At 57.2% G+C, this 21,574-nt stretch carries 21 protein-coding genes; 12 read left to right on the top strand and 9 right to left on the bottom strand.

Translation table 11 applies throughout. From position 1 onward, the window contains the following. A complete protein-coding gene (locus tag RUESEDTHA_RS06950; protein WP_180885568.1) occupies nucleotides 1-870 on the top strand; it encodes a ribokinase in 870 nt (289 codons plus the stop codon). On the opposite strand, the gene msrA is transcribed toward RUESEDTHA_RS06950, so the two are convergent. The 4 genes from msrA to RUESEDTHA_RS06930 all read right to left on the bottom strand — a co-directional run bounded on the left by msrA (nucleotide 867) and on the right by RUESEDTHA_RS06930 (nucleotide 3,649). Continuing rightward, on the bottom strand, nucleotides 867-1,538 hold the full coding sequence (gene msrA / locus RUESEDTHA_RS06945) for a peptide-methionine (S)-S-oxide reductase MsrA (protein WP_180885566.1): 672 nt from the start codon (nucleotides 1,536-1,538) through the stop codon (nucleotides 867-869). The two genes, RUESEDTHA_RS06950 and msrA, sit on opposite strands and share 4 nt — an antisense overlap. 88 nt (nucleotides 1,539-1,626) lie before the next feature. Further along, the gene (locus tag RUESEDTHA_RS06940; protein ID WP_171123810.1) at nucleotides 1,627-1,908 is read right to left on the bottom strand and encodes an SCP2 sterol-binding domain-containing protein; all 282 of its coding nucleotides are present in this window, start codon (nucleotides 1,906-1,908) and stop codon (nucleotides 1,627-1,629) included. A gap of 77 nt (nucleotides 1,909-1,985) precedes the next feature. After that, nucleotides 1,986-2,426, bottom strand: a complete 441-nt coding sequence (locus RUESEDTHA_RS06935; RefSeq protein ID WP_180885564.1) for a DUF1810 domain-containing protein — start codon at nucleotides 2,424-2,426, stop codon at nucleotides 1,986-1,988. Beyond that, nucleotides 2,423-3,649, bottom strand: coding sequence for an argininosuccinate synthase (locus RUESEDTHA_RS06930; RefSeq protein WP_180885562.1), 1,227 nt, complete (start codon nucleotides 3,647-3,649; stop codon nucleotides 2,423-2,425). Before RUESEDTHA_RS06930 ends, RUESEDTHA_RS06935 begins: the two co-directional genes overlap by 4 nt. Nucleotides 3,650-3,828: 179 nt before the next feature. Here RUESEDTHA_RS06930 and RUESEDTHA_RS06925 point away from each other — a divergent pair, with 179 nt between their 5' ends. After that, nucleotides 3,829-4,554, top strand: coding sequence for a hypothetical protein (locus RUESEDTHA_RS06925; protein WP_255431641.1), 726 nt, complete (start codon nucleotides 3,829-3,831; stop codon nucleotides 4,552-4,554). A 59-nt stretch (nucleotides 4,555-4,613) separates the two neighbouring features. Then, the gene (ilvA, locus tag RUESEDTHA_RS06920; RefSeq protein ID WP_180885559.1) at nucleotides 4,614-5,840 is read left to right on the top strand and encodes a threonine ammonia-lyase IlvA; all 1,227 of its coding nucleotides are present in this window, start codon (nucleotides 4,614-4,616) and stop codon (nucleotides 5,838-5,840) included. Here the strand turns inward: ilvA and RUESEDTHA_RS06915 are convergent. Further along, on the bottom strand, nucleotides 5,837-6,166 hold the full coding sequence (locus RUESEDTHA_RS06915) for an Hpt domain-containing protein (protein WP_171240443.1): 330 nt from the start codon (nucleotides 6,164-6,166) through the stop codon (nucleotides 5,837-5,839). The two genes, ilvA and RUESEDTHA_RS06915, sit on opposite strands and share 4 nt — an antisense overlap. Nucleotides 6,167-6,374: 208 nt before the next feature. Here RUESEDTHA_RS06915 and RUESEDTHA_RS06910 point away from each other — a divergent pair, with 208 nt between their 5' ends. After that, nucleotides 6,375-7,598 carry a PP2C family protein-serine/threonine phosphatase gene (locus RUESEDTHA_RS06910; protein WP_370456766.1) on the top strand — a complete coding sequence of 408 codons (1,224 nt, stop codon included), beginning with the start codon at nucleotides 6,375-6,377 and terminating at the stop codon, nucleotides 7,596-7,598. Here the strand turns inward: RUESEDTHA_RS06910 and RUESEDTHA_RS06905 are convergent. Further along, nucleotides 7,595-8,038 carry an NUDIX hydrolase gene (locus RUESEDTHA_RS06905; RefSeq protein ID WP_180885557.1) on the bottom strand — a complete coding sequence of 148 codons (444 nt, stop codon included), beginning with the start codon at nucleotides 8,036-8,038 and terminating at the stop codon, nucleotides 7,595-7,597. The genes RUESEDTHA_RS06910 and RUESEDTHA_RS06905 overlap by 4 nt on opposite strands. A 76-nt stretch (nucleotides 8,039-8,114) precedes the next feature. Between RUESEDTHA_RS06905 and RUESEDTHA_RS06900 the strand changes: the two genes are divergently transcribed. The 8 genes from RUESEDTHA_RS06900 to RUESEDTHA_RS06865 all read left to right on the top strand — a co-directional run bounded on the left by RUESEDTHA_RS06900 (nucleotide 8,115) and on the right by RUESEDTHA_RS06865 (nucleotide 17,418). Further along, nucleotides 8,115-9,092 (top strand): Hsp33 family molecular chaperone HslO, encoded by a 978-nt coding sequence (locus RUESEDTHA_RS06900; protein WP_180885555.1) that lies wholly within the window; start codon nucleotides 8,115-8,117, stop codon nucleotides 9,090-9,092. Further along, the gene (locus RUESEDTHA_RS06895) at nucleotides 9,076-9,681 is read left to right on the top strand and encodes a CoA pyrophosphatase (protein WP_180885553.1); all 606 of its coding nucleotides are present in this window, start codon (nucleotides 9,076-9,078) and stop codon (nucleotides 9,679-9,681) included. Before RUESEDTHA_RS06900 ends, RUESEDTHA_RS06895 begins: the two co-directional genes overlap by 17 nt. Continuing rightward, a complete protein-coding gene (locus RUESEDTHA_RS06890) occupies nucleotides 9,678-10,832 on the top strand; it encodes a CCA tRNA nucleotidyltransferase (protein ID WP_180885552.1) in 1,155 nt (384 codons plus the stop codon). Before RUESEDTHA_RS06895 ends, RUESEDTHA_RS06890 begins: the two co-directional genes overlap by 4 nt. Nucleotides 10,833-11,023: 191 nt before the next feature. Further along, nucleotides 11,024-12,862 (top strand): ABC transporter ATP-binding protein, encoded by a 1,839-nt coding sequence (locus RUESEDTHA_RS06885; protein WP_180885551.1) that lies wholly within the window; start codon nucleotides 11,024-11,026, stop codon nucleotides 12,860-12,862. Next, a complete protein-coding gene (locus RUESEDTHA_RS06880; protein ID WP_180885550.1) occupies nucleotides 12,859-14,691 on the top strand; it encodes an ABC transporter ATP-binding protein in 1,833 nt (610 codons plus the stop codon). The genes RUESEDTHA_RS06885 and RUESEDTHA_RS06880 overlap by 4 nt, the downstream gene beginning before the upstream one ends. A gap of 117 nt (nucleotides 14,692-14,808) precedes the next feature. Further along, nucleotides 14,809-16,032, top strand: a complete 1,224-nt coding sequence (locus tag RUESEDTHA_RS06875; protein WP_180885549.1) for a class I SAM-dependent RNA methyltransferase — start codon at nucleotides 14,809-14,811, stop codon at nucleotides 16,030-16,032. A 21-nt stretch (nucleotides 16,033-16,053) separates the two neighbouring features. Continuing rightward, nucleotides 16,054-16,839 (top strand): ion transporter, encoded by a 786-nt coding sequence (locus RUESEDTHA_RS06870; RefSeq protein ID WP_180885548.1) that lies wholly within the window; start codon nucleotides 16,054-16,056, stop codon nucleotides 16,837-16,839. A 60-nt stretch (nucleotides 16,840-16,899) separates the two neighbouring features. Continuing rightward, nucleotides 16,900-17,418: a murein L,D-transpeptidase family protein gene (locus tag RUESEDTHA_RS06865; RefSeq protein WP_180885547.1), complete on the top strand. Its 519-nt coding sequence runs from the start codon at nucleotides 16,900-16,902 to the stop codon at nucleotides 17,416-17,418. Here RUESEDTHA_RS06865 and RUESEDTHA_RS06860 read toward each other — a convergent pair. Genes RUESEDTHA_RS06860 through RUESEDTHA_RS06850 form a run of 3 tightly spaced genes read right to left on the bottom strand, consistent with a single transcriptional unit; the run spans nucleotide 17,402 to nucleotide 21,537 of the window. Next, nucleotides 17,402-18,847: a nodulation protein NodH gene (locus RUESEDTHA_RS06860; protein WP_180885545.1), complete on the bottom strand. Its 1,446-nt coding sequence runs from the start codon at nucleotides 18,845-18,847 to the stop codon at nucleotides 17,402-17,404. The genes RUESEDTHA_RS06865 and RUESEDTHA_RS06860 overlap by 17 nt on opposite strands. 6 nt (nucleotides 18,848-18,853) lie before the next feature. Continuing rightward, nucleotides 18,854-20,554 (bottom strand): beta-1,6-N-acetylglucosaminyltransferase, encoded by a 1,701-nt coding sequence (locus RUESEDTHA_RS06855; RefSeq protein ID WP_180885543.1) that lies wholly within the window; start codon nucleotides 20,552-20,554, stop codon nucleotides 18,854-18,856. Continuing rightward, the gene (locus RUESEDTHA_RS06850; protein WP_180885943.1) at nucleotides 20,551-21,537 is read right to left on the bottom strand and encodes a glycosyltransferase family 2 protein; all 987 of its coding nucleotides are present in this window, start codon (nucleotides 21,535-21,537) and stop codon (nucleotides 20,551-20,553) included. The genes RUESEDTHA_RS06855 and RUESEDTHA_RS06850 overlap by 4 nt, the downstream gene beginning before the upstream one ends. Nucleotides 21,538-21,574 lie beyond the last annotated feature (37 nt).

Here is a 21,574-nt window from a genome sequence, read left to right as displayed (position 1 = left end):
ATGACGATCTGGAACCTCGGCTCGATCAACTCGGACATGATTTATGACGTTCCGCACCTTCCTGGTCCGGGCGAGACACTCTCGGCCGGTGGTCTGGATCGTTTTCTGGGCGGCAAGGGGGCGAACATGTCCGTGGCGGCGGCACGGGCCGGGGCGCGGGTAGCGCATATCGGGGCCGTGGGGTCGGATGGGCGCTGGGCGTTGGATCGTTTGACGGAATACGGCGTGGATACGCGCCATATTGCCCAGGTCGATGTGCCGACAGGCCACGCCATCATTGCCGTGGATGCGCAGGGTGAGAACAACATCATTCTGTTTCAGGGGGCGAACCACGCAATCTCGCAGGATCAGTTGGGGCAGGCGCTGTCTTCAGCTTCGCGTGGTGATTTGCTGGTGATGCAGAACGAAACCAATCTTCAGGTTGAGGCCGCGAAGATGGGTCGTGAGATGGGTTTAACCGTCTGCTATGCCGCAGCACCGTTTCAGGCCGATGCAGTGCAGGCCGTGCTGCCCTATCTGGATTTCCTGATTTTGAACGAGGTTGAGGCCGATCAACTGCGTCAAGCCACCGGTCAATCAGTCTTGGATTTGAAGGTCGAGCATGTGATTGTCACCTTGGGATCGAAAGGCGCGCGGTACCATCATCGCGCCGCAGCGTCGGATTTCCCGGCCTATAAAGTGCAGCCTGTGGATACGACCGGCGCGGGGGATACCTTTACCGGCTATGTTCTGGCCGGGATGGATCGCGGGATGCCGATCCCGCAGGCGATTTCACAAGCAAATCGTGCCGCGGCCTTGATGGTCACGCGGCACGGTACAGCAGATGTCATCCCGGATTTAAAAGAGGTCCGGGACGCGAAGCTCGATTAGGATCCGGCAAATGGCGCGTCACCGCCCCAAAGCTGTTTGACACGGGCATCCCGGCCGCAAGCTTTGCGGTAAGCCTTGTATGCGCTGTGTTGGCGTTTGGGGCCAAACCGCGTGAGAACCAGCTTGGACCCTTTGTAGTAATCCTGATGATATGCGTCGGCAGGATAGAACGTGCCAGCCTGCAGGATCGGCGTAACCACGGTCTGCCCCAGCGCACGTTGTGCATCTGCCTTGGCTCGTTCAGCAGAAGCTTTTTCGCCTGCATTAGAGACAAAAATGGCGGTTCTATAACTATCCCCCCGATCACAGAACTGCCCTCCGGCATCGGTGGGGTCTACGGACCGGAAAAAGAGGTTCAACAGCGTTTCACGGGAAACGACCGATGGGTCAAAGGTGATCTGGACGGCTTCGTAATGACCAGTGCCCCCTTTGGAGACTTGATCATACGTAGGGCTTGCGGTTTTACCGCCGGTAAATCCGGAAACTGCCCCTGTCACACCTTTCACGGATTCAAAGTCGGATTCGACACACCAGAAACACCCGCCGGCTACCGTCAGGGTTTCGGTTCCCGCGGCGGGTGCCGGGGTCGCTCGCAACAGAGCGGCAATTGCGATCAAAGTAAAAAGAAGCGTCGGTTTGACGTAGTCGAGATAAGCGATGCGGGTCATGGCAGGTCTCCTTCTGAGATTAGGCTGCCTTGTCTTTTTGCCCGACGCAATCACCTGACATCGTTTGTCACGCGCTGGTGAGAGGAGTTTATCCCAGCAACTGCCCCAGTTTCATCGCAACGCCCATATTTCCCGAAATCTTGAGCTTGCCCAAAGCCACACCTGTCATCGGGTTCAGCTTGCCGGTCAGCAGTTTGGTCAGGTTTTTCTGTGAAATACGGATGGTGCAGTCGGTTTCCCGATCCTGTGTGGTGGCCTGATTGTCGGACAGGACGATCACGCCGTCATCGCCGCAATCGAACTTCAACGAGCCTTCGAAGCTTTTGCCAACCAGGTTTTTCTGAATGTCGTCCGCAATTGATTGCAACATGGTATCTCTCCTCGGTTGACCTGTGCGTAAGGCTAAACCGGTTAGCCAAGCAAGGATGACCCCACGAGAACCACTGCCTACGACTCCTGCAAAAGCTGGACAGTGCGTTCGCACCGCTGACCGTCATAGAATGCGTCCAGAACGGCCAGAAATTCGGGCGGGGCGTCGGGTACGGATGAGAACAGCGTCATGCAAGACCGCAACTTCTTGCCATCTGTCCCGCCCAGAATGTCCGTGGCGTCGCGGCCCTTGTGCAGCAGCATCAACTGCGCTGTTTCGGTCAGGCGTTTGCGCAGTTCTGGGTGATCCAGATAGGCTGTCGCCTCTTCCAGATCTTCAATGCCGTAGAGCTGCGCCATGTCGGACCGGCCAAGCGCGGCCAGTTGCGGAAAGACGAACCACATCCAGTGGCTGGTTTTCTGCCCCTGCTTCAGCTCGCGCAGGACGTCGGACCAAACCGTGTCCTGCGCTTCGATGAACAGATCAAGCTCATCACCGATGCCGTCGTCTTCGGTCACTTGGACAAACGCTTGTCGCGGGCTGCCAGCAGTTTAAGACGCAGGGCGTTCAACTGGATAAAGCCCGCCGCATCTGTCTGGTCATATGCACCCGCGTCTTCCTCGAACGTCACATGTGCCTCGGAGTAGAGCGAGTGATCCGACCAGCGGCCAACGGTCGAGGCCAGACCTTTATACAGTTTCACGCGCACGGTGCCGGTGACATGCTCTTGGCTCTTGTCGATGGCGGCCTGCAGCATTTCGCGTTCGGGCGAGTACCAGAAGCCGTTGTAGATCAGCTCGGCATATTGCGGCATCAACTGGTCTTTCAGATGCATCGCGCCGCGGTCCATAGTGATGGACTCGATGCCACGGTGCGCTTCCAACAGGATGGTGCCGCCGGGCGTTTCGTAGATACCGCGTGATTTCATCCCAACGAACCGGCCTTCGACCAGGTCCAGACGGCCAATGCCGTGCTTGCCGCCATATTCGTTCAGCTTGGTCAGGATGGTGGCCGGGCTCATTGCTTCACCATTGATGCTGACCGCGTCGCCTTTTTCAAAGCCGATCTCGATGAACTCAGGCTCATTCGGTGCATCTTCAGGGTGGACGGTGCGCTGATAGACGTAATCAGGCGCTATATCGGCGGGGTCTTCCAGAACCTTGCCCTCGGACGAGGTATGCAGCAGGTTCGCATCGACCGAGAACGGAGCCTCACCGCGCTTGTCCTTGGCAATCGGAATCTGGTTCTGCTCGGCAAATTCCAGCAGCTTGGTCCGGCTGGTCAGATCCCATTCCCGCCACGGCGCGATGACCTTGATATCGGGGTTCAGCGCATAGGCCGCCAGTTCGAACCGCACCTGGTCGTTGCCTTTGCCGGTTGCGCCATGCGCCACGGCATCGGCACCGGTTTCGGCCGCGATCTCAACCAGACGTTTCGAGATCAGCGGGCGCGCAATCGACGTGCCCAGCAAGTACAGACCTTCGTACTGCGCATTGGCGCGGAACATGGGGAAGACGAAGTCGCGGACGAATTCTTCGCGGATGTCTTCGATATAGATGTTCTCGGGCTTGATCCCCAGCATCTCGGCCTTTTGTCGTGCTGGCTCCAGCTCTTCACCCTGACCCAGATCGGCGGTGAAGGTGACGACCTCACATCCATACTCGGTCTGCAACCATTTCAGAATGATCGAGGTATCAAGGCCACCGGAATAGGCCAGAACAACTTTCTTGGGCGCGGACATCTGACTTCCCTTTATGCGTAGAACGATTGGCCCCTAACGGGTTTTGAATGCGGGGGCAAGTTATCTGCGTTGACGCAGGCGGCGATTTCAGGTGAAACGGACGGATAGAGAACAAGGATTGGTTGAAAGGGCAGTTTTTTACAATGTTGGGCTGGCAGATTTTTGTGCATTCCGTGCGAATGGTTTTTGGAAATATAAAGCAGGTTCTGCAAATTACATTTGGGCCGGCACTTGCGGCAACCGCCGCCATAGTCGCGCTGTTTATGGTTCTGGATATACCCTGGGATCAACTTGACCCGGAAACCGGTACCTTGCCACCGGGAACGTCATACGGATCGCTGGTGTTCTTCGTCGCAAGTGTGGCCATTGTGGGAATAATCACGATGTTCTGGATCGCCGTGTCCTGGCATCGCTTTATCCTTCTGGAAGAATACCCCCACGGTATTTTCCCGACTTTCCGGTTTGACAGGATTCTCGCGTATTTCGGGCGCGTGTTGCTGTTGGGCCTACTGATGGGCCTTGCCTTCTTGCCGCTAAGCATGGTTATGGCCGCGATGGGAGCTGGCGCACTGACCTTGGTGGTAACGGTTGTTTTCGCCTTTTTTCTGATCGTTTCATTCTATCGCCTTTCGATCATCCTGCCAGCGGCTGCGATTGGCCATCCAGTAACGCTTGGGGATGCGTGGAACAGCACACAAGGAATGGGTGGTGCAATCATCTTGCTTCTGATCGTGAACTTCCTGTTTCAGTTTCTGGTGCAGCTTGCGTTCACCGCGCTCGCGTTTATTCCCCTGCTGGGCATCTTGCTGACCCTGTTCTTCGGTACTTTGGTGTTGCCGCTGATAAACGTCAGCATCCTGACCACGATGTTCGGTGTGTTTATAGAAAAGCGCGAACTGACCTAACCGCTCGTACACATATGTATTCCTTGCGCTTTCGGCGGTGATGCGGCAGTGAAACCGTCATGAGTGATTTCATGACCCGTGCCCGCGCCGCCGAGCAGGAAATGCGATCGGTTTTTCCGCCGACGCCCTTGCAGCGGAATGCCCACCTGTCCGACCGCTATGGGGCCGATATCTGGCTCAAGCGTGAAGACCTAAGCCCGGTGCGGTCCTACAAGATCCGGGGCGCGTTTAACGCCATGCGCAAGCAGAAGGGGCATGACCTGTTTGTCTGCGCTAGTGCCGGCAATCATGCGCAGGGTGTGGCGTTCATGTGCAAACACCTGAACGTGCGCGGTGTGATCTTCATGCCGGTGACAACGCCGCAGCAGAAAATTCAGAAAACCCGCATCTTCGGCGGGGACAATATCGAGGTTCATCTGTCCGGGGACTATTTCGACGACACTTTGGCGGCGGCGCAACAGTGGTGTGCTCAGCAGGGCGGTTATTTCCTGTCGCCCTTCGATGATGAGGACGTGATCGAGGGGCAGGCGTCCCTTGCGGTTGAGATCGAAGAGCAACTGGGTTGCGTACCAGATCACGTCATCTTGCCGGTCGGGGGCGGGGGAATGTCATCGGGTGTGGCGACGTGGTTCGGCGATCGAACGCATTGCCTGTTTGTCGAACCCAAAGGTGGGGCGTGCCTGCATGCGGCAATGGCGGCGGGCCACCCCGTTTCGCTGGATCACGTAGACAACTTCGTTGACGGTGCTGCGGTTGGTCGAATTGGGGCCAAGCCGTTTGAATTGCTCAAGTCACGCCATCTTTCGGATGTGCTGGTTCTGTCCGAAGATCGCATCTGTGCCACGATGATTGAAATGCTGAATGTCGAAGGCATTGTTCTGGAACCTGCGGGTGCTCTTGCGGTTGAGGCGGTTGCCGACGTGCAAAGCTTCATTCGCGGCAAGACCGTGGTTTGCGTCACCTCGGGTGGGAATTTCGATTTTGAGCGTCTGCCCGAAGTGAAAGAGCGGGCGCAGCGCTACTCGGGCGTGAAGAAGTACTTTATTCTGCGCCTGCCCCAGCGTCCCGGAGCGTTGAAGGAATTTCTGAATATCCTCGGCCCGGATGACGATATCGCCCGGTTTGAATATATGAAGAAATCGGCGCGCAATTTCGGCTCGGTCCTGATTGGTATCGAGACCCGCAAGCCCGAGAATTTTGCACGTCTTTTCGCGCATCTGGATGAGGCGGGGTTCACCTATACCGATATCACAGACGACGAAACGTTGGCGCAGTTTGTCATCTAAGTCAGGTTTTGTGCCTTTTCGGTCAGGAAACGGGCGCGAGATTCTTCAAATGCGGTCAGAATTTCAGGCAGGTTGACTTCGACCGCTTGGCCAGAGGCCGCCGATCGCTCACCGTCCTGGCACAGCCTTGAGAAGTGGTCAAACCCAAGGCTCAGGGCGCTGCCTTTAAGAAAATGCAGGTTTTGTTCCAAGTCTTTCCGCAACGTGTCCTGTTCCAGTCGGTCGATCGCTTCTTGTACTTCGTCCAGAAAGATCTGAACGACCTCGTCAAATTCGGCGCTGCCCACTTCGTTGCGCAACTGATTGACCCTGGACCAGTTGATCATGTCCGAAATCTCCAAAACAAAACCGCGACATGATTTTGGTAACGTTGTGCCGGTAAAGGGCAGGTTAAGCGACGTAAAAATCAACCTTCACCTGATGTTAAACAGCCCAAGCCTACGGTCTAATTGCGCGGGGGGTGCAGCTAGGGAGCAGAGGAATCGGGTGGCAGAGGTCAGTCAAGCAGAAGCCAGATCAGAGTTGGATTTTGGAGTGATCCAGAAGGTGCTTGTCGTAGATGACAGCCGACTTCAGCGGCGCATTCTTGTGGCCTCGCTCAAAAAATGGGGGTTTCAGGTTCTTGAGGCGGATAATGGCGATGCTGCGCTGGAAATCTGCGCAAAGGAATCGCCGGACCTGGTCCTGAGCGATTGGGTCATGCCGGGGATGAGCGGCCTGGAATTCTGTCGGGCATTTCGGTCATTGAATCGAGAGGTGTACAGCTATTTCATCCTGCTAACCTCCAAGAGCGAAAAGCAGGAGGTCGCGCGCGGGCTGGACGCCGGCGCGGACGACTTTCTGATTAAACCGCTTGAGGCGGACGAACTGCGCGCCCGTATTTCGGCAGGCGCCCGAATTTTGGATATGCAGCGCGAGTTGTCCGAGAAAAACCGCCTGATTGAATCAGCGCTGGAAGACCTGAAGCTGGCGCATGACGCGATCGACAAAGACCTGATGCAGGCCCGCAAGATTCAGGAATCTCTGGTGCCGGAACTGACGCGCAGCTTCGGAAATTCCCGGGTCAGCCTGTTGCTGAAACCCTGCGGTCACATCGGCGGCGATCTTGTCGGGATGTTCTCACCTGGTGTGAACAGGTTGGGATTTTATAGCATTGATGTGTCGGGCCACGGCATCACTTCGGCCATGATGACAGCGCGGCTGGGCGGGTATCTGTCCAGCAAGCATTTCGACCAGAATGTAGCGATGGAAAAGCGGTTCGGTAAATTCTATGCGCTGTTGCAGCCTGAGATCGTGGCCGAGACCCTGAATTCCCGATTGATGGCGGATGCCGGGATCGAAGAGTACTTTACCATGGTCTATGGCATCATCGATTTGCGCAACGGCCACCTGAAAATGGTGCAAGCTGGCCATCCCCACCCCTTGGTGCTTCGTCAGGATGGAGGAACCGCGTTTCTGGGCGAAGGTGGTTTGCCCATCGGGTTGTTGCCGGACGTGACATTTCAGCGGATCGAAACTTATCTAAAACCCGGCGACAGGCTTCTTTTGTATTCGGATGGTTTTACCGAATGCACCATGGCGGATGGCCGACTTCTTGAAGAAGACGGGTTGCGTCAAATGGCGACGGAATGCGCCAAGGATGCCGGTGGGTCCGATTTTCTTGACAACATCTTTCAAGACCTGACCCATGCCATGGCCCCTGGCAGCAGCATGGATGACGATGTCTCGGCTGTATTTTTCGAATACGGAGGACCCTAGAGCGTATCCAGATGCAAACTGGCGAAATGACGGTCGCCGCCATTGCCCAACATCTCAACCGCGTCGGCGGTATCCATCCACAACGCTTCGTGAAACGGTTCGGTCGGCGCGCTGATATTGCGGACGGGACGCGCGCGGTAGATCAGACAGACCTTTTCAGCCCATAAGTCATACTCCGGCATATAGGTGAACCGGCGAAACGCGCCGACGCGCCGTGGATTGGCCACCAACCAGCCTGTTTCTTCGAAAACTTCTCGGTGCAGGGCTGTTATAGGCGATTCGCCGGGATCAATACCACCGCCGGGCAATTGCAGATCGGGGCCGGGTTCCATTTGACAGGTCAGCAAAAGGTGCCGACCCCGGGGCAGCAACGCGTAAACGCCGACCCTTCGTTTGTATTTATGACCCGCTTGTGGGGTTTCACCGAACCGTCTGATCATGTATGGCCCCTTACAACCCGAATTGTTCGACCTATATGCTGGCGGTATGCCAACCTGTGGCGTGTAAGGAAACCCCATGTCTCTTGGAACCAAAATCGCGTGGGACGATACCGTCCTGCCCTTTCAACTCGATGTATCAGACATGCGTGGCCGCGTGGCCCGTCTGGACGGGGTGCTGGATGGCATCCTGAAACAACACGACTATCCCGAAAAGGTCGAGGCTCTGGTCGCTGAGATGGCGCTGCTGACCGCGTTGATCGGTCAAACTGTTTCGTTGCGCTGGAAGCTGTCCCTTCAGGTTCAGTCCAAGGGCGCCGTTCGCATGATTGCCACCGATTACTATGCTCCCACCGAAGAAGGTGAGCCGGCGCGGATCCGGGCCTATGCCAGCTTTGATCGGGACAGGCTGACCGATGCCAGCCCGTTCGATCAGGTGGGCGAAGGGTATTTTGCGATCATGATCGACCAGGGCGAAGGTACGCATCCCTATCAGGGGATCACCCCCTTGGCTGGCGGGTCGCTCAGCGCCTGTGCCGAAGCCTATTTCGCCCAGTCCGAGCAGTTGCCGACCCGGTTCTCGCTGAGTTTCGGGAAATCGACCGAACCGGGCGTTGGCGAACATTGGCGCGCGGGCGGGATCATGTTGCAGCATATGCCCAAAGCTTCACCTTTTGCGGCAACGGGCGAAGGCACCGGTGACATTCTGACCGCCAGCGATCTGGTCGATGGCGAGGAAGGTGAAAACTGGGGCCGCGTGAATATCCTGCTGGATACGGTTGAAGATCTGGAATTGATCGGCCCGTCAACCGCGCCGACCGATTTGCTGGTGCGTTTGTTTCACGAAGAACAGCCCCGCGTCTATGACGCCCAGCCGGTGCAATTCGGATGTACCTGTTCCGAGGATCGCGTGCGGCAGAGCCTGTCAATCTATTCGGCGAAGGACATTGAAAAGATGACGACGCCCGAGGGCAACGTCACCGCAGACTGCCAGTTCTGCGGCGCGCATTACGTGCTGGATCCCGCCACCGTTGGTTTTGATGCTGACCGGCCCTGATCCGACAGATGTGCTGCGGGCGGCGCTGAGCCGCCCCGGCGACGGGTCAAGTGATTTTGACCTGAACCCCGACACTGTATTGCCGGAGGGTCGCAAGCTGCGCCCGGCGGGGGTTCTGGTTCTGGTCTCCGTTGTCGGAAACACTCCGCGTGTGATCCTGACAAAGCGTTCGTCAGCGCTGAAACATCATCCGGGTCAGATTGCCTTTCCGGGCGGCAAGCAGGACGAAGGTGACGCCGATGTCACGGCCACCGCCCTGCGTGAGGCGCAGGAAGAGATCGGTTTGCCCCCGAATCTGCCGGACATTCTGGGCCATTTGCCGACCCATGAGACGGTGACATCCTTCACGGTCACCCCGGTAATCGCCATTCTGCGGGACAGGTTTCAACCGGTACCGGAACCGGGCGAAGTGGATGAGGTGTTCTCAGTCCCGCTGGCGCATGTCCTTGATCCTGCAAATTATATTGTTGAATCGCGCCGCTGGCGGGGTCAGAAACGGTATTATTTCACGGTGCCGTTCGGTCCCTATTATATCTGGGGCGCAACGGCCCGCATGCTACGGGGTCTGGCCGCGCGGGTGAGCGAATGACGCAAATTTCCGAAAGCTGGGCTTCCGATCCGGCGACACAAAAGGTTTGCGCGGCGTTGACGGACGGCAGAGCGCAGGCGCTGTTTGTCGGCGGCTGTGTGCGAAATGCGCTTTTGGGCGCGCCCGCGTCCGATATCGACATTGCGACGGACGCCCGCCCTCAGCAGGTTGTCGAGCTTGCGCAAAACGCGGGGCTGAAAGCGATCCCAACCGGGATTGATCATGGCACGATCACGGTGGTCTGTGATGGCGTCCCGCATGAGATCACCACCTTCCGCCGTGACATCGAAACTGATGGCCGCCGCGCGGTTGTGGCGTTCTCGGATAATATCCAAGAGGACGCGGCACGCCGAGACTTCACCATGAACGCGCTTTATGCGCGGCCTGACGGGACGGTATTGGATCCGCTGAATGGCCTGCCGGATTTGCGGGCACGGCGGGTGCGCTTCATCGGAACCGCCGAACACCGCATCCGTGAAGATTACCTGCGGTCTTTGCGCTATTTTCGGTTCCATGCTTGGTATGGTGATGCAGAGGCTGGGTTTGACGCGGATGCTCTGGCGGCGATTGCGTCCAATTTGGACGGTTTGTCGGATTTGTCCCGCGAACGTGTCGGGGCCGAGCTTTTGAAATTGCTAGGTGCCCCCGATCCTGCACCCTCTGTCGCGGCCATGCGCAGCGTCGGCGTTCTGGCGCAACTTGTGCCGGGTGCAGATGATCGGGCCCTTGCGCCACTGATTATGTTCGAGCAGCAGGCTGGCGCCGCGCCAGATCCCATCCGGCGGCTCGCCGCGATTGCGACGCCCGAAATTGCAAAGACCCTGCGCCTGAGCAAGGCGCAGCTTCAGCGACTTACTCGGATGCGGGATGAGGCAAGCGGGACTGCGTCTACCGCAGAGCTTGGGTTCCGATATGGCGAGGAAAGCGGTCTGCACAAAGTGCTTCTGCGATGCGCCTTTTTCGAAAAGCCCTGGTCCGAGGGGATGCGCACCGACCTTCACGCAGGGGCCAAAGCCCAATTTCCAGTCACCGCATCAGATCTGATCCCGGAATTCACCGGCCCTGCGCTGGGCCAGAAACTGGCCGAGCTTGAGGCCCGCTGGATTGCGTCGGGTTTCGGGCTGACCCGCGACGATTTGCTGAGCCGCTGAGGCGAAGTCTCAAAAAGGGATGACAAATCGCAGTCTTTGTGCTTACGTGCGCCTGTCACTTAAGTGGAGGGATGCGAATGTATTACGGGATCTGGTTCGGCTAAAGCCGGGACACCTTGACCCGTTGGGGTGGTGTTCTGGCGCCATCTTTCTTCGCATGACCAATTTTCTGCTCAATCGGAGCACTCTCCATGTTTCGCTTTTTCGAAAACCTCGTTGACCCTTTTGTCGCCTACAAGGAATCTGACACGCCGCCCACGCGGTTGTGGCCGTTCATGCTGGAATACTCCAAGCCGTTCTATCGGGTATTCTTCTGGGCGGGACTGATTTCAGTCATCGTAGCGGCAGTTGAGGTCGGGCTGATCTACTATATGGGCCGCGTAGTTGATCTGTTGACCGGACCACCGGCCGAGGTGTGGAAGACCCACGGGACCGAACTGATCCTGATGGCCCTTTTTGTCCTTTTGCTGCGGCCCATGTTGCATGTCGTTGATGTGCTATTGTTGAACAACACGATCCTGCCGAACTTTGGCACCCTTATCCGTTGGCGCGCGCATAAACATGTGCTGCGTCAGTCGGTGGGCTGGTTCGAGAATGACTTTGCGGGCCGCATCGCCAACCGGATCATGCAAACGCCTCCAGCAGCAGGCGAGGCGGTGTTTCAGGTCTTTGACGCGATTTCCTTTTCGCTGGCTTATCTGATCGGGGCGGCGGTGCTGCTGATGGCGGCTGATCCACGCCTTTTGCTGCCATTGCTTGTTTGGTTCGTTCTGTACGGCCTGCTGGTGCGTTGGACGGTTGCGCGGGTGGGTCCCGCGTCGCAGGCTGCGTCTGATGCGCGGTCTGCCGTGACGGGGCGGGTGGTCGACAGCTACACCAACATCCATTCGGTCAAGATGTTCGCCCACGACGCGCAGGAGCTAGACTATGCCCGCGAAGCCATCGAGGAAACACGCCGAACCTTCCAGATCGAGATGCGGATCTTCACCATCATGGATGCGGTTCTGGTCACGCTGAACGGTCTGCTGATCGTTGGCGTTGTCGGTTGGGCAATTGCCCTGTGGATGCAAGGCAGCGCCTCGGTCGGGGTGGTTGCGGCGGCTACCGCTTTGACTCTGCGGCTGAACGCGATGACTGGGTGGATCATGTGGGCGCTGACCAGCTTTTTCCGTCAGCTTGGTGTTGTGGCCGAAGGGATGCAGACGATTGCGCAGCCCATTGATCTGTTGGATGTGCCGGGTGCCAAGCCGTTGCAATTGTCCAATGGCCAGATCGACATTCGAGACTTGTCCCACCATTACGGGCGCAAGACCGGGGGTTTGGATCACATCAGCTTGACCATTCAGCCGGGCGAAAAGATCGGCCTGATCGGGCGGTCCGGGGCCGGGAAATCGACCCTAGTAAAGCTGCTATTGCGGTTTTATGACATCGAGCAGGGCGCGATCCTGATCGACGATCAGAACATCGCACAGGTCACGCAAGACAGTTTGCGCAGCCATATCGGAATGGTGCAGCAGGACAGTGCCTTGCTGCATCGTTCGGTCCGCGACAACATCCTGTACGGTCGTCCCGACGCGTCCGAGGCGCAGATGATCGCCGCCGCCAAACAGGCCGAAGCGCATGAGTTCATCCTTGATCTGCAAGACCCACAAGGGCGCACGGGCTATGACGCGCATGTGGGTGAGCGGGGCGTGAAACTGTCTGGTGGGCAACGTCAGCGGGTGACCTTGGCGCGTGTGATCCTGAAGGATGCGCCGATCCTGCTGTTGGACGAGGCGACATCTGCCCTAGATTCCGAAGTCGAAGCCTCGATACAGGAAACTCTTTACGGCATGATGCTAGGTAAAACCGTGATCGCCATTGCCCACCGGCTGAGCACCATTGCCCAGATGGACCGCATTCTGGTCATGGACGACGGAAGAATTGTAGAGCAAGGCGGCCATGCCGAGCTGTTGTCCCATGGCGGGCTTTACGCCCAGTTCTGGGCGCGGCAATCTGGGGGCTTCCTGAACCCGGAGGCCGCGGAATGAGGATCGCCGACCTCATAAACCCGTTCAAAAACATCGAAACGCCCCCGCCGCAAACGCTGGGGGCGTTCATTCGCTGGTGCTTGTCCGGCGCGTGGCCCATGCTGTTCGTCGCGGCCTTCTTTTCCGCAACCGCAGGCGCGATGGAGGCCGGAACTGCCTGGATTCTGGGATTGGTGGTCGACGTTGCAACCTCGGGCGGGCCCGAGAACTTTCTGACCGCAGGCAACATGTGGATGATCCTTGGCGCAGTTGCCTTTTTCATGCTGTTGCGCCCGGCTTTGTTCGGGCTGTCCTCACTGTCGAACAATTACATCGTTATGCCCAATATCACGCCGCTGGTTCTGGCCAAGCTGAACCGTTGGACATTGGGGCAGTCCGTCACCTATTTCGACGACGACTTTGCCGGACGGATCGCACAGAAGCAGATGCAGACTTCGAATGCGATGGCATCGGTTGTGTCCGAGACAATCAGTGCAATCGTCTTTGCCCTCGCCTCGCTTGTGGGTTCGTTCCTCTTGTTAGGGTCTATTCATCCGCTGGTCATGCTGCCCTTCACGGCTTGGCTTGCCGTCTATTTCCTGCTTATCCGCTGGTATTTGCCGCGCATCCGCAAACGCTCGGCGGCGCGGGCTGGGGCGCGGGCGATGGTGTCGGGGCAGGTGGTCGACACCATCACGAATATCAAGACCGTCAAGCTGTTTGCGCATTCTGCCTACGAAGATCAGGCCGCACGCACTGCGATGGTCGATCTACGGGAACGGTCGCTGGAGTTCGGCAGTCTTTCCGCTAGTTTCAGGTTCATTCTGATGACGCTGGCAGGTGTGTTGCCGGTTGTGCTGATGGGCGCAACGATCTGGTTGTGGCAGGCGGGAACTGCAACGGCCGGCGATATCGTTGCGGCGGGCGCGGTTTCGATCCGTATTGCCCAGATGACAGGCTGGGTCAGTTTTACGCTGATGGGCCTCTATGCGAATGTCGGTGAGATTGAGAATGGAATGATGACTCTCGCCAAACGGGACCGGATTGTGGACACAGCAAACGCGTCCGATCTGCAGGTGCAGGACGGTCGGATCGAGTTTGACCATGTCAGCTTTGCTTACGGGCGCGATGTCGGCGGTGTGAGCGATGTGAATATGACCGTATATCCAGGTGAGAAGCTGGGCATCGTCGGCGCATCCGGGGCGGGGAAATCAACTTTGGTTTCGTTGCTTTTGAGGCTCTATGACGGGGAAAAAGGCACAATTCGCATCGACGGTCAGGATGTCCGCCAAGTGACACAGGACAGCTTGCGCAGGCATATCGGGATGGTCACGCAGGAAACTGCGATGTTCAACCGCTCGGCGCGTGAAAACATCCTGTATGGCCGTCCTGGTGCCACAGAAGCCGAGATGATCGCCGCGGCACAAAAGGCAGAGGCGCACGAGTTTATCCTTGGTTTGCAAGACGCTCATGGGCGCACAGGGTATGATGCCCATCTGGGTGAGCGTGGCGTAAAACTCAGCGGGGGACAGCGGCAGCGGATCGCCCTGGCGCGTGCGATCCTGAAAGACGCGCCGATCCTTGTTTTGGATGAAGCGACATCTGCGCTGGATTCCGAGGTAGAAGCCTCGATCCAAGCCGCCCTGCACCGCGTAATGCGGGGCAAGACCGTCCTTGCGATTGCGCACCGGCTTTCGACGCTGCGAGAGATGGACCGGATCATCGTTCTGGATCAGGGGCGCATTGTCGAATCCGGCACTCACGACGGTCTGCTGGAACAGGGCGGCCTTTATGCACGGTTCTGGCATCGTCAGTCTGGTGGCTTCATTCAAGCAGAGGCTGCGGAATAGCTTTGGGCTGATTAGCTCGGGCAGTACGGCGGGATCGGCGGCGTTTTTTTGTTCAACCCGACCTTGACGGTGTCAAAGGGGTTTTGTTGCGAGCGAAGCCCCGTTATCAGGCGGATCATGACGCAGACATTCACCATAACGCGCCTTGGCCATCAGGGGGATGGCATTGCCGAAGGTCCCGTTTTTGCGCCGCGCACCTTGCCGGGCGAAGCGGTCAGCGGCACCGTTGTCGGGCAGCTTTTGACGGACGTCCGCGTCGAAACCCCCTCGGATCAAAGGGTCAAAGCACCGTGCCGCCATTACAAGGCGTGCGGCGGATGCCAATTACAACACGCATCAGACGCATTTGTCGCCGACTGGAAGGTCGAAATTGTGCGCAAGGCGCTGGATGCGCAGGGGATCGAAGCGGACGTGCGCCCGACCCATACTTCACCCGAACGGTCCCGGCGTCGGGCAACCGTTGCTGTGCGGCGGACAAAAAAGGGCACTTTGGCTGGGTTCCATGGCCGCGCATCCGATACGATTACCGAAATCCCGGATTGCCACTTGCTGCATCCCGACTTGATCGCAGCGATCCCGGTGGCCGAGGCGTTGGCCTTGCTGGGGGGCAGTCGAAAAGGGGTTCTGGCAGTGACGCTGACCCAATCCGAGGGCGGCCTGGACGTGGCAGTCAAAGGCGGCAAGCCTCTGGACGGCCCGCTTGAGCTGGCCCTGGCGCAGGCGACCGAACACCATGGACTTGCACGGCTGAGTTGGGATGATGAGGTTATCGCCACACGACAGCAGCCGGTTCAACGCTTTGGGGCGGCCGAAGTCGTACCTCCGCCCGGTGCGTTTCTTCAGGCCACCAAGGATGGGGAACAGGCTCTATTACAGGCCGTTTTGCAAGCAACCGAGGGTGCAAAGCGCGTCGTCGACCTGTTCGCAGGCAGCGGTACTTTTTCGCTGCCGCTGGCGCAGACTGCCGAAGTTCACGCAGTGGAAGGCGAGGCTGACATGACCGCTGCGCTGGATCAGGGGTGGCGCAAGGCCAAAGGGCTGAAACGAGTAACGACCGAGGCGCGCGACCTGTTCCGCCGACCTTTGATGCCGGATGAACTCAGGCATTTTGATGCAATCGTGCTGGACCCGCCGCGCGCAGGGGCCGAGGCGCAGGTGTCCGAGCTGGCGCAGTCAAAACGCCCGGTGATTGCCTATGTCTCGTGCAATCCGGTTACGTTCGCACGTGATGCAAAAACGCTGGTTAACGCGGGTTACACCCTTGAATGGGTACAAGTGGTTGACCAATTTCGGTGGTCGTCACATGTCGAACTTGCCGCCCGTTTTACTCTGAACTCATAACCCTGACAGGAGAGCGCCCGAATGGGGATCACCCAACGCCTGCAGACAATCATCGACGCCCCGGCTTTTGGGCATTTCATCACCGGAGTCATCCTGTTCAACGCGGTCTTGCTGGGGATGGAGACGTCTCCGACCCTGATGGAGCTGGCAGGTCCAGTGATCGTGACATTGGATCAGCTATGTCTGGCTATCTTTGTTGCCGAAATCTCGATGAAGCTGATCGCAACGGGGCGGAATTTTTTCAAGAACGGGTGGAACAACTTTGATTTCCTGATTGTGGGCATCGCCCTTGTGCCCAGTGCAGGCAGCCTGTCGGTCCTGAGGGCACTGCGTATTCTCAGGGTGTTGCGCGTGATTTCGGTTGCGCCCCGTTTGCGCCGAGTGGTCGAAGGGTTCATTTCAGCCTTGCCGGGCATGGCCAGTGTTTTCCTTCTGATGGCGATCCTGTTTTATATTGGCGCGGTGATTTCGACCAAGCTGTTCTCGCAATCTTTCCCGGACTGGTTCGGCGATCTTGGCCTGTCAGCCTATACGCTGTTCCAGATCATGACGCTGGAAAGCTGGTCGATGGGCATCGTGCGCCCGGTCATGCAGGTTTATCCCTATGCGTGGGTTTTCTTTGTGCCCTTCATCATGGTCACAACCTTTGCCGTTGTGAACTTGCTAGTGGGTTTGATCGTGAACTCGATGCAGGATGCCCACCACGCCGAGGATGAGGTAAAGACCGATGCCTACCGCGATGAGGTGTTAGAGCGCCTTGAATCCATCGAACGTCGCTTAATTGAGCAGTCGAACATCAAAAAGTGATTTCAGTTTTTTGGATTTCTGGCATAATCCTGAAAAAAACAAAACGGCAGGCAGTGAAACATGGATCGTCGAGCATTTGGATTGGGTGCTATGGCAACGCTGGGCCTTTCGGCCTGCGCCTCGGCAAACCCCAGATTTCTGACATATGATGGGCCCGAAGTTACATCTTTGGTCATCAACAAAAGTGCGCGGAAGATGTATCTTCTGCACAACGAACACGTTCTAAAAGAATACAAGGTGGATCTGGGTTTTGCGCCCGCGGGGACCAAGACCAAACGCGGTGATGGTCGCACGCCCGAAGGCACGTACCTGATCGACCGCCGCAATCCCAACAGCAGTTATCACCTGTCCCTTGGGATTTCTTACCCGAACTCGGAAGACGTTGCACAGGCAAAGGCAGCAGGCGTTGATCCCGGTGGTGATATCTTTATCCACGGCCAGCCCAACAAGCGATCTGAACGCAAACGCGCGAAAAAGACGCCGGATTGGACAGCCGGATGCATTGCGGTCAAGAATGAAGAGATTGAAGAAATCTACGCGATGGTAAACCGCGGTACGCTGATCACTCTGCGCCCTTAACAGGTTCCCACGCACCAAATCCGAATTGCATATAGTCGCGCTGGTAGGCATCTGCCGCCAGCGTTTCGAGCGTTTCGTTGTAGATGTCGCCCAGTGTGTAAGGGCCGTCAGGGTCGGTTATAGCTGCCACCGGCGGGGTTTTGTGCCCCAGCGACCGGGCCAGATCAGGAAGGGTCGATGCCAGTTCCTCTTCCCTCAGGATCATATCGGGCACGGCAAATGACGCCATTCCTTCCAACACCTGCGCCTGACTGCACCACATTCCGTCAACGCGAACCGGCGTCTGCCCTGCAAGATTCTGGCGCAGAAAACGCAAGAAAGCCGAAAACGCCTCGAAATGCTGATCGACCGGGTAATTGTCTTTGCGCAATTGCCCCGGAATGGGAATTTTGAAACGATTGCGCAACATGTTGCGGATCTTAAGAAAAGAGCCCGGTCCGGTGTTCAGAATTTTAGAACAAAAGACAGAATGCGCGCGGGCCAACGGATGGCGCAGCACAGTAAATTTCCGATGGCCCGGATGGGAAACCATCCACGTCCGTGCCTGTTTTCGGTTTTGGTTGGTGATCAGGGCATCCGTTTTCACCCCATCCAGATCAGCCAGCCATTGAGAAACCTGCGCTTCAAGCCCGCCGCGCACAGGCAGATACATCAGCGGTGTGGTCGGCGCGGCCACATAGTTGGCTACTGTCGGACCACGCCGGGGCTCAAAATTGGGGGTTCGATGCAGATTGAATCTGTCGACTTGAGGCAAGTCATGCTCAAGCTGATCCGGGTTTGTGACCTTGGACAGGGTCGCCTCGGGGTTTTGCGGTTTCAGTGTGTCATCAAGTTCCGTAAGCCGTTCCGCAATTCCCAACCAGGCCGCCAGACCATTCAGCGATTCCAGCCGATTTAGATCGTCATACGCGATGTAGAATGGGGTCTGACCCGTGCCGTGCAGGTGATGAAGCAGCAAAAGTTGGAAGTTCTGCTGTTGGTCCAGGTATTTTTGAAATTCGACCACGTCGAATTCAATACGAGCCTCACGCCGGCGTTTTACGTTCTTTAGCTGCCATTGTTTGGTTTCCCGCGCAATTTGTAATGACACGAAACTGTCCAAGGGGTTTCGCGTCAGGATGATCTTGGCGCAGCGGGGATCGCTTAGTACAGGCTCTAACACACGTGGATCGTGGCCATCAAAAAAGCGGAATCCATTCAGCCCGCCGGGTGCATTGCGGATTGCGTCCAGCAGGTTGGTTGGATTCTGGTCCCGCTGCTCAATCGAAATGCCCAGCAGTTCTTCGGTTTTCAATCGCCCTATGAAATGCGGGTTGAACGCTTCGCCGTGGCTGGTGACCCCGTCCAAGGCATTCAGGTTGGCCTCTAGCAGGTTTGAGCCCGTGCGCATGGCGGCAAAAATAACGAAATAGTCGAATTTCTGGCTCATATCTGGTTATCGCACCAAGTAAGGTTTTGGATATGGCCTGACCTGGTTTCCGAACACGTCGTCTGACGGAAAGTCGCCCATCAGGTAGGGATGCATCCCCTGGTTCTTAAGGTTTTGCAGGAATTGGCCAAATCCCGAAAGGTCAACCATGGTCGGGGTCTGTGTGAGATGGCTTTGGTTTTGAATGCCTATTTCCCCGACCACCGCCTGAAGCGGTTCCATCGGTGTTTCAACAAATTCCGCAAGAGACCACGTTCGAATCCGTGCCTTGGTCCAGACCGAGTTCAAAACCTCAAGCTGTTTGGTTTCGATCTGTTGAAGCCGGGCGGCCTCGTTGCGAATGTCCGAGAAATTCAGGTTGGACCGAAACAGCGGGATGGCCCATGCGCCAGTGATCACCGAGACTTGGGCATTCTTGTCACGCGCCAGAAACCAGTTGATCTTTTGCGTGTCACGCGGCCCAAACTGAAAACACTGCCGCTCGCCTCGGGTATTCCAGACCAAGTTGGATAGAAAGGCGGTCGGGTTATAGTCCCGTAACTTCGCACAGTCACTCAACGCGCCGTTAATGATGGTTTCACCGCCCGAGAACTCTGCCCGGTTGGGTGCGAAAAGGTGGCCGTGCACGCGCCCGCCTGTTGTTTCAGTCAGCCAAGGCTCAAAATCCTCAAACAGTTCGGCAAAACCCTGAAAGACGGAATAGGGGAAACATGTCAGGCCATTCTCGCTGCCATGACGCGGAAAACGGCTTTGCATATACAGCCCATCCCGTCCCCGCGTGCGGCGCTCGACCGCCTTCGAGAATACGCGATCGATCTTCCCCGGATTGGGTTCCGCCGGTTTCATTTTGCCCGCCTGATCGGACAGAAAGGACTGATACAGCCGATCCGCGTCGCGCCAGACCTTACGGGCCACAAAGCAATCAGACCTGCGCAAAAGCTGCAGGTGGTCGTCGTAGAAGATATGCGGGCGCCCCTGATAGTCGAATTTGGACAGGGTGAGCGACCGGCTTTCGATATGGGTCGAATAAAGGCGCGCCAATGTCTGGAAATAGCTTTCGTCGGGTATCCAGACCCGGCGAAAATACCGATCATACACCTTGCGCTTGGGGTCCTGCAAAATGGCGGACAGCGTCTGACGGGTCAGGCACCACCATTGGCTGCCCATGTGCGGCACCAATCCTTTGGGGATGCGACGCCGCATCCCAAGCGCTCGTTGCAGCCGGACGTACAGGTCGAACAGCTTGCGGTGCCTGCGCCATGAGAACGGAAACCTAAGCGTAAACCGTTCCTGATCCAGCCCTCCGATGGTCCAGCTAACATCGGCAGTGGTCGCGCTTTCGATGAAATCCACGCGTGGACGTTCCGCAAGATAGTCAACGAGTTCGGAAACCGGTCGCAGTGGAAGGCAGGCACCCGACGACAAATAGACGTGATGAACATCCGGGAACGTGTCTAGCATCAGTTCGGCCGCGGATTGCGAGGCTGCCACGATGCTCCACCCACCCCATTGGCACGTGTGGCGCTCGGAAAATCGGATCAGTGGCGTGTCCGCACAGGATGCGGCCAGCTCTGAATATGCTTCGTCCGAGACTTTTTGATCGACGTGAATAACAACAGGGCACCCGGCGGTGGCCCAATGGCGCGCAACCTGCTCGACCCGGTGCAGGGCAGAATGAACAAGCATGACGATGCCAAGTTTGCTCATGCCCAGTTTCCTTTGGACATGAGCCCCAAAATTTCGAGCTGCCGCCAGTTGATGTATTTCTCGGACCAGTCGCACCAAAAGACGGGCTGGTCGTCCAATCCTTGGGCATAGGCGCGGTATTCACCCGATCTTCGATAGTGTTGGCCGCGCTCCATTTCCTCTCGGGCCTTATCTCCCAAAGTGTCGATCAGCTTGGCATGCAGTAGTGCTCCGCTGGTTTTTTCGCCACCCCATTCGTCATAAACCTGGTTTAGGCCGCGCGGCAGCAAAGAATGGGTTGAACTGACGTAAACATAACGCCGGTCCCACTTGACCAGCGGTATCTTGTTCAGCGCGGGGGCTTTGGATGGGTTGTCCCGGAAAAACACCCGCGCGCGGGGTCCGCCCTGAATCCACAAGTTCCCGTAGTCGTGGTTCTTTGTGATCATGTAGTTGCCCGAGTCAAACCAGCGGGCGATTTCGAACGGGTCCTGACCCTCAGTGTAAGGTTCGGCCTCAACGGGGCCGCGCGGGTACATGTCGATCAGCATCGTCCCAAAACTGCGCACGGCGCAACTGTCCAGCCAATCGGTCAATGCCCGCACTGGGCGGGTGTCGCAGAACGGGTAAATAAAGAACTCATCCGGGTCGACTGTCAGAACCCAGTGACCATGCGCGTATTTGCGCAGCAGGTAATTCGACCAGTCGATACCGAACGTGGCCCGCTTATAGCTTGCATCAGCCCGCCAGACCGAAACATCCGGTTGATCGGCCAGAAATGCGCCCGTTCCGTCATCGCTGCCATTGTCGACAAATAGAAAGTGATTGACCCCCAAGCGGCGGTAATATTCCAGAAAGAACGGCAGGCGAATTTTTTCGTTTCGCACGACGCTCGTCAACAGAACATCACGTCGTTCTATGTTCTGTGTTTTTGTCGAAACGGCCGTAAGATCACGCCGTTTCCGAACGCAGCGAAAAATACGGCGCTTGCGCCGCAATCTCATTCGGTAAGAATCCAACAGGCTCACGTGACTGCCCTAC

The organism is Ruegeria sp. THAF57, from assembly GCF_903914075.1.
GTDB lineage: Bacteria > Pseudomonadota > Alphaproteobacteria > Rhodobacterales > Rhodobacteraceae > Ruegeria.
Note: the sequence above shows the minus strand (reverse complement) of the source record. Positions and strands in the feature narration are given on the sequence as shown.

Coding starts and splice junctions, on each gene's coding strand:
- RUESEDTHA_RS06950 (WP_180885568.1), top strand. CDS start 1: ATGACGATCTGGAACCTCGGCTCGATCAACTCGGACATGATTTATGAC.
- msrA (WP_180885566.1), bottom strand. CDS start 1,538: ATGACCCGCATCGCTTATCTCGACTACGTCAAACCGACGCTTCTTTTT.
- RUESEDTHA_RS06940 (WP_171123810.1), bottom strand. CDS start 1,908: ATGTTGCAATCAATTGCGGACGACATTCAGAAAAACCTGGTTGGCAAA.
- RUESEDTHA_RS06930 (WP_180885562.1), bottom strand. CDS start 3,649: ATGTCCGCGCCCAAGAAAGTTGTTCTGGCCTATTCCGGTGGCCTTGAT.
- RUESEDTHA_RS06925 (WP_255431641.1), top strand. CDS start 3,829: ATGGTTTTTGGAAATATAAAGCAGGTTCTGCAAATTACATTTGGGCCG.
- ilvA (WP_180885559.1), top strand. CDS start 4,614: ATGAGTGATTTCATGACCCGTGCCCGCGCCGCCGAGCAGGAAATGCGA.
- RUESEDTHA_RS06915 (WP_171240443.1), bottom strand. CDS start 6,166: ATGATCAACTGGTCCAGGGTCAATCAGTTGCGCAACGAAGTGGGCAGC.
- RUESEDTHA_RS06905 (WP_180885557.1), bottom strand. CDS start 8,038: ATGATCAGACGGTTCGGTGAAACCCCACAAGCGGGTCATAAATACAAA.
- RUESEDTHA_RS06900 (WP_180885555.1), top strand. CDS start 8,115: ATGTCTCTTGGAACCAAAATCGCGTGGGACGATACCGTCCTGCCCTTT.
- RUESEDTHA_RS06895 (WP_180885553.1), top strand. CDS start 9,076: ATGCTGACCGGCCCTGATCCGACAGATGTGCTGCGGGCGGCGCTGAGC.
- RUESEDTHA_RS06890 (WP_180885552.1), top strand. CDS start 9,678: ATGACGCAAATTTCCGAAAGCTGGGCTTCCGATCCGGCGACACAAAAG.
- RUESEDTHA_RS06885 (WP_180885551.1), top strand. CDS start 11,024: ATGTTTCGCTTTTTCGAAAACCTCGTTGACCCTTTTGTCGCCTACAAG.
- RUESEDTHA_RS06880 (WP_180885550.1), top strand. CDS start 12,859: ATGAGGATCGCCGACCTCATAAACCCGTTCAAAAACATCGAAACGCCC.
- RUESEDTHA_RS06875 (WP_180885549.1), top strand. CDS start 14,809: ATGACGCAGACATTCACCATAACGCGCCTTGGCCATCAGGGGGATGGC.
- RUESEDTHA_RS06870 (WP_180885548.1), top strand. CDS start 16,054: ATGGGGATCACCCAACGCCTGCAGACAATCATCGACGCCCCGGCTTTT.
- RUESEDTHA_RS06865 (WP_180885547.1), top strand. CDS start 16,900: ATGGATCGTCGAGCATTTGGATTGGGTGCTATGGCAACGCTGGGCCTT.
- RUESEDTHA_RS06860 (WP_180885545.1), bottom strand. CDS start 18,847: ATGAGCCAGAAATTCGACTATTTCGTTATTTTTGCCGCCATGCGCACG.
- RUESEDTHA_RS06855 (WP_180885543.1), bottom strand. CDS start 20,554: ATGAGCAAACTTGGCATCGTCATGCTTGTTCATTCTGCCCTGCACCGG.
- RUESEDTHA_RS06850 (WP_180885943.1), bottom strand. CDS start 21,537: ATGAGATTGCGGCGCAAGCGCCGTATTTTTCGCTGCGTTCGGAAACGG.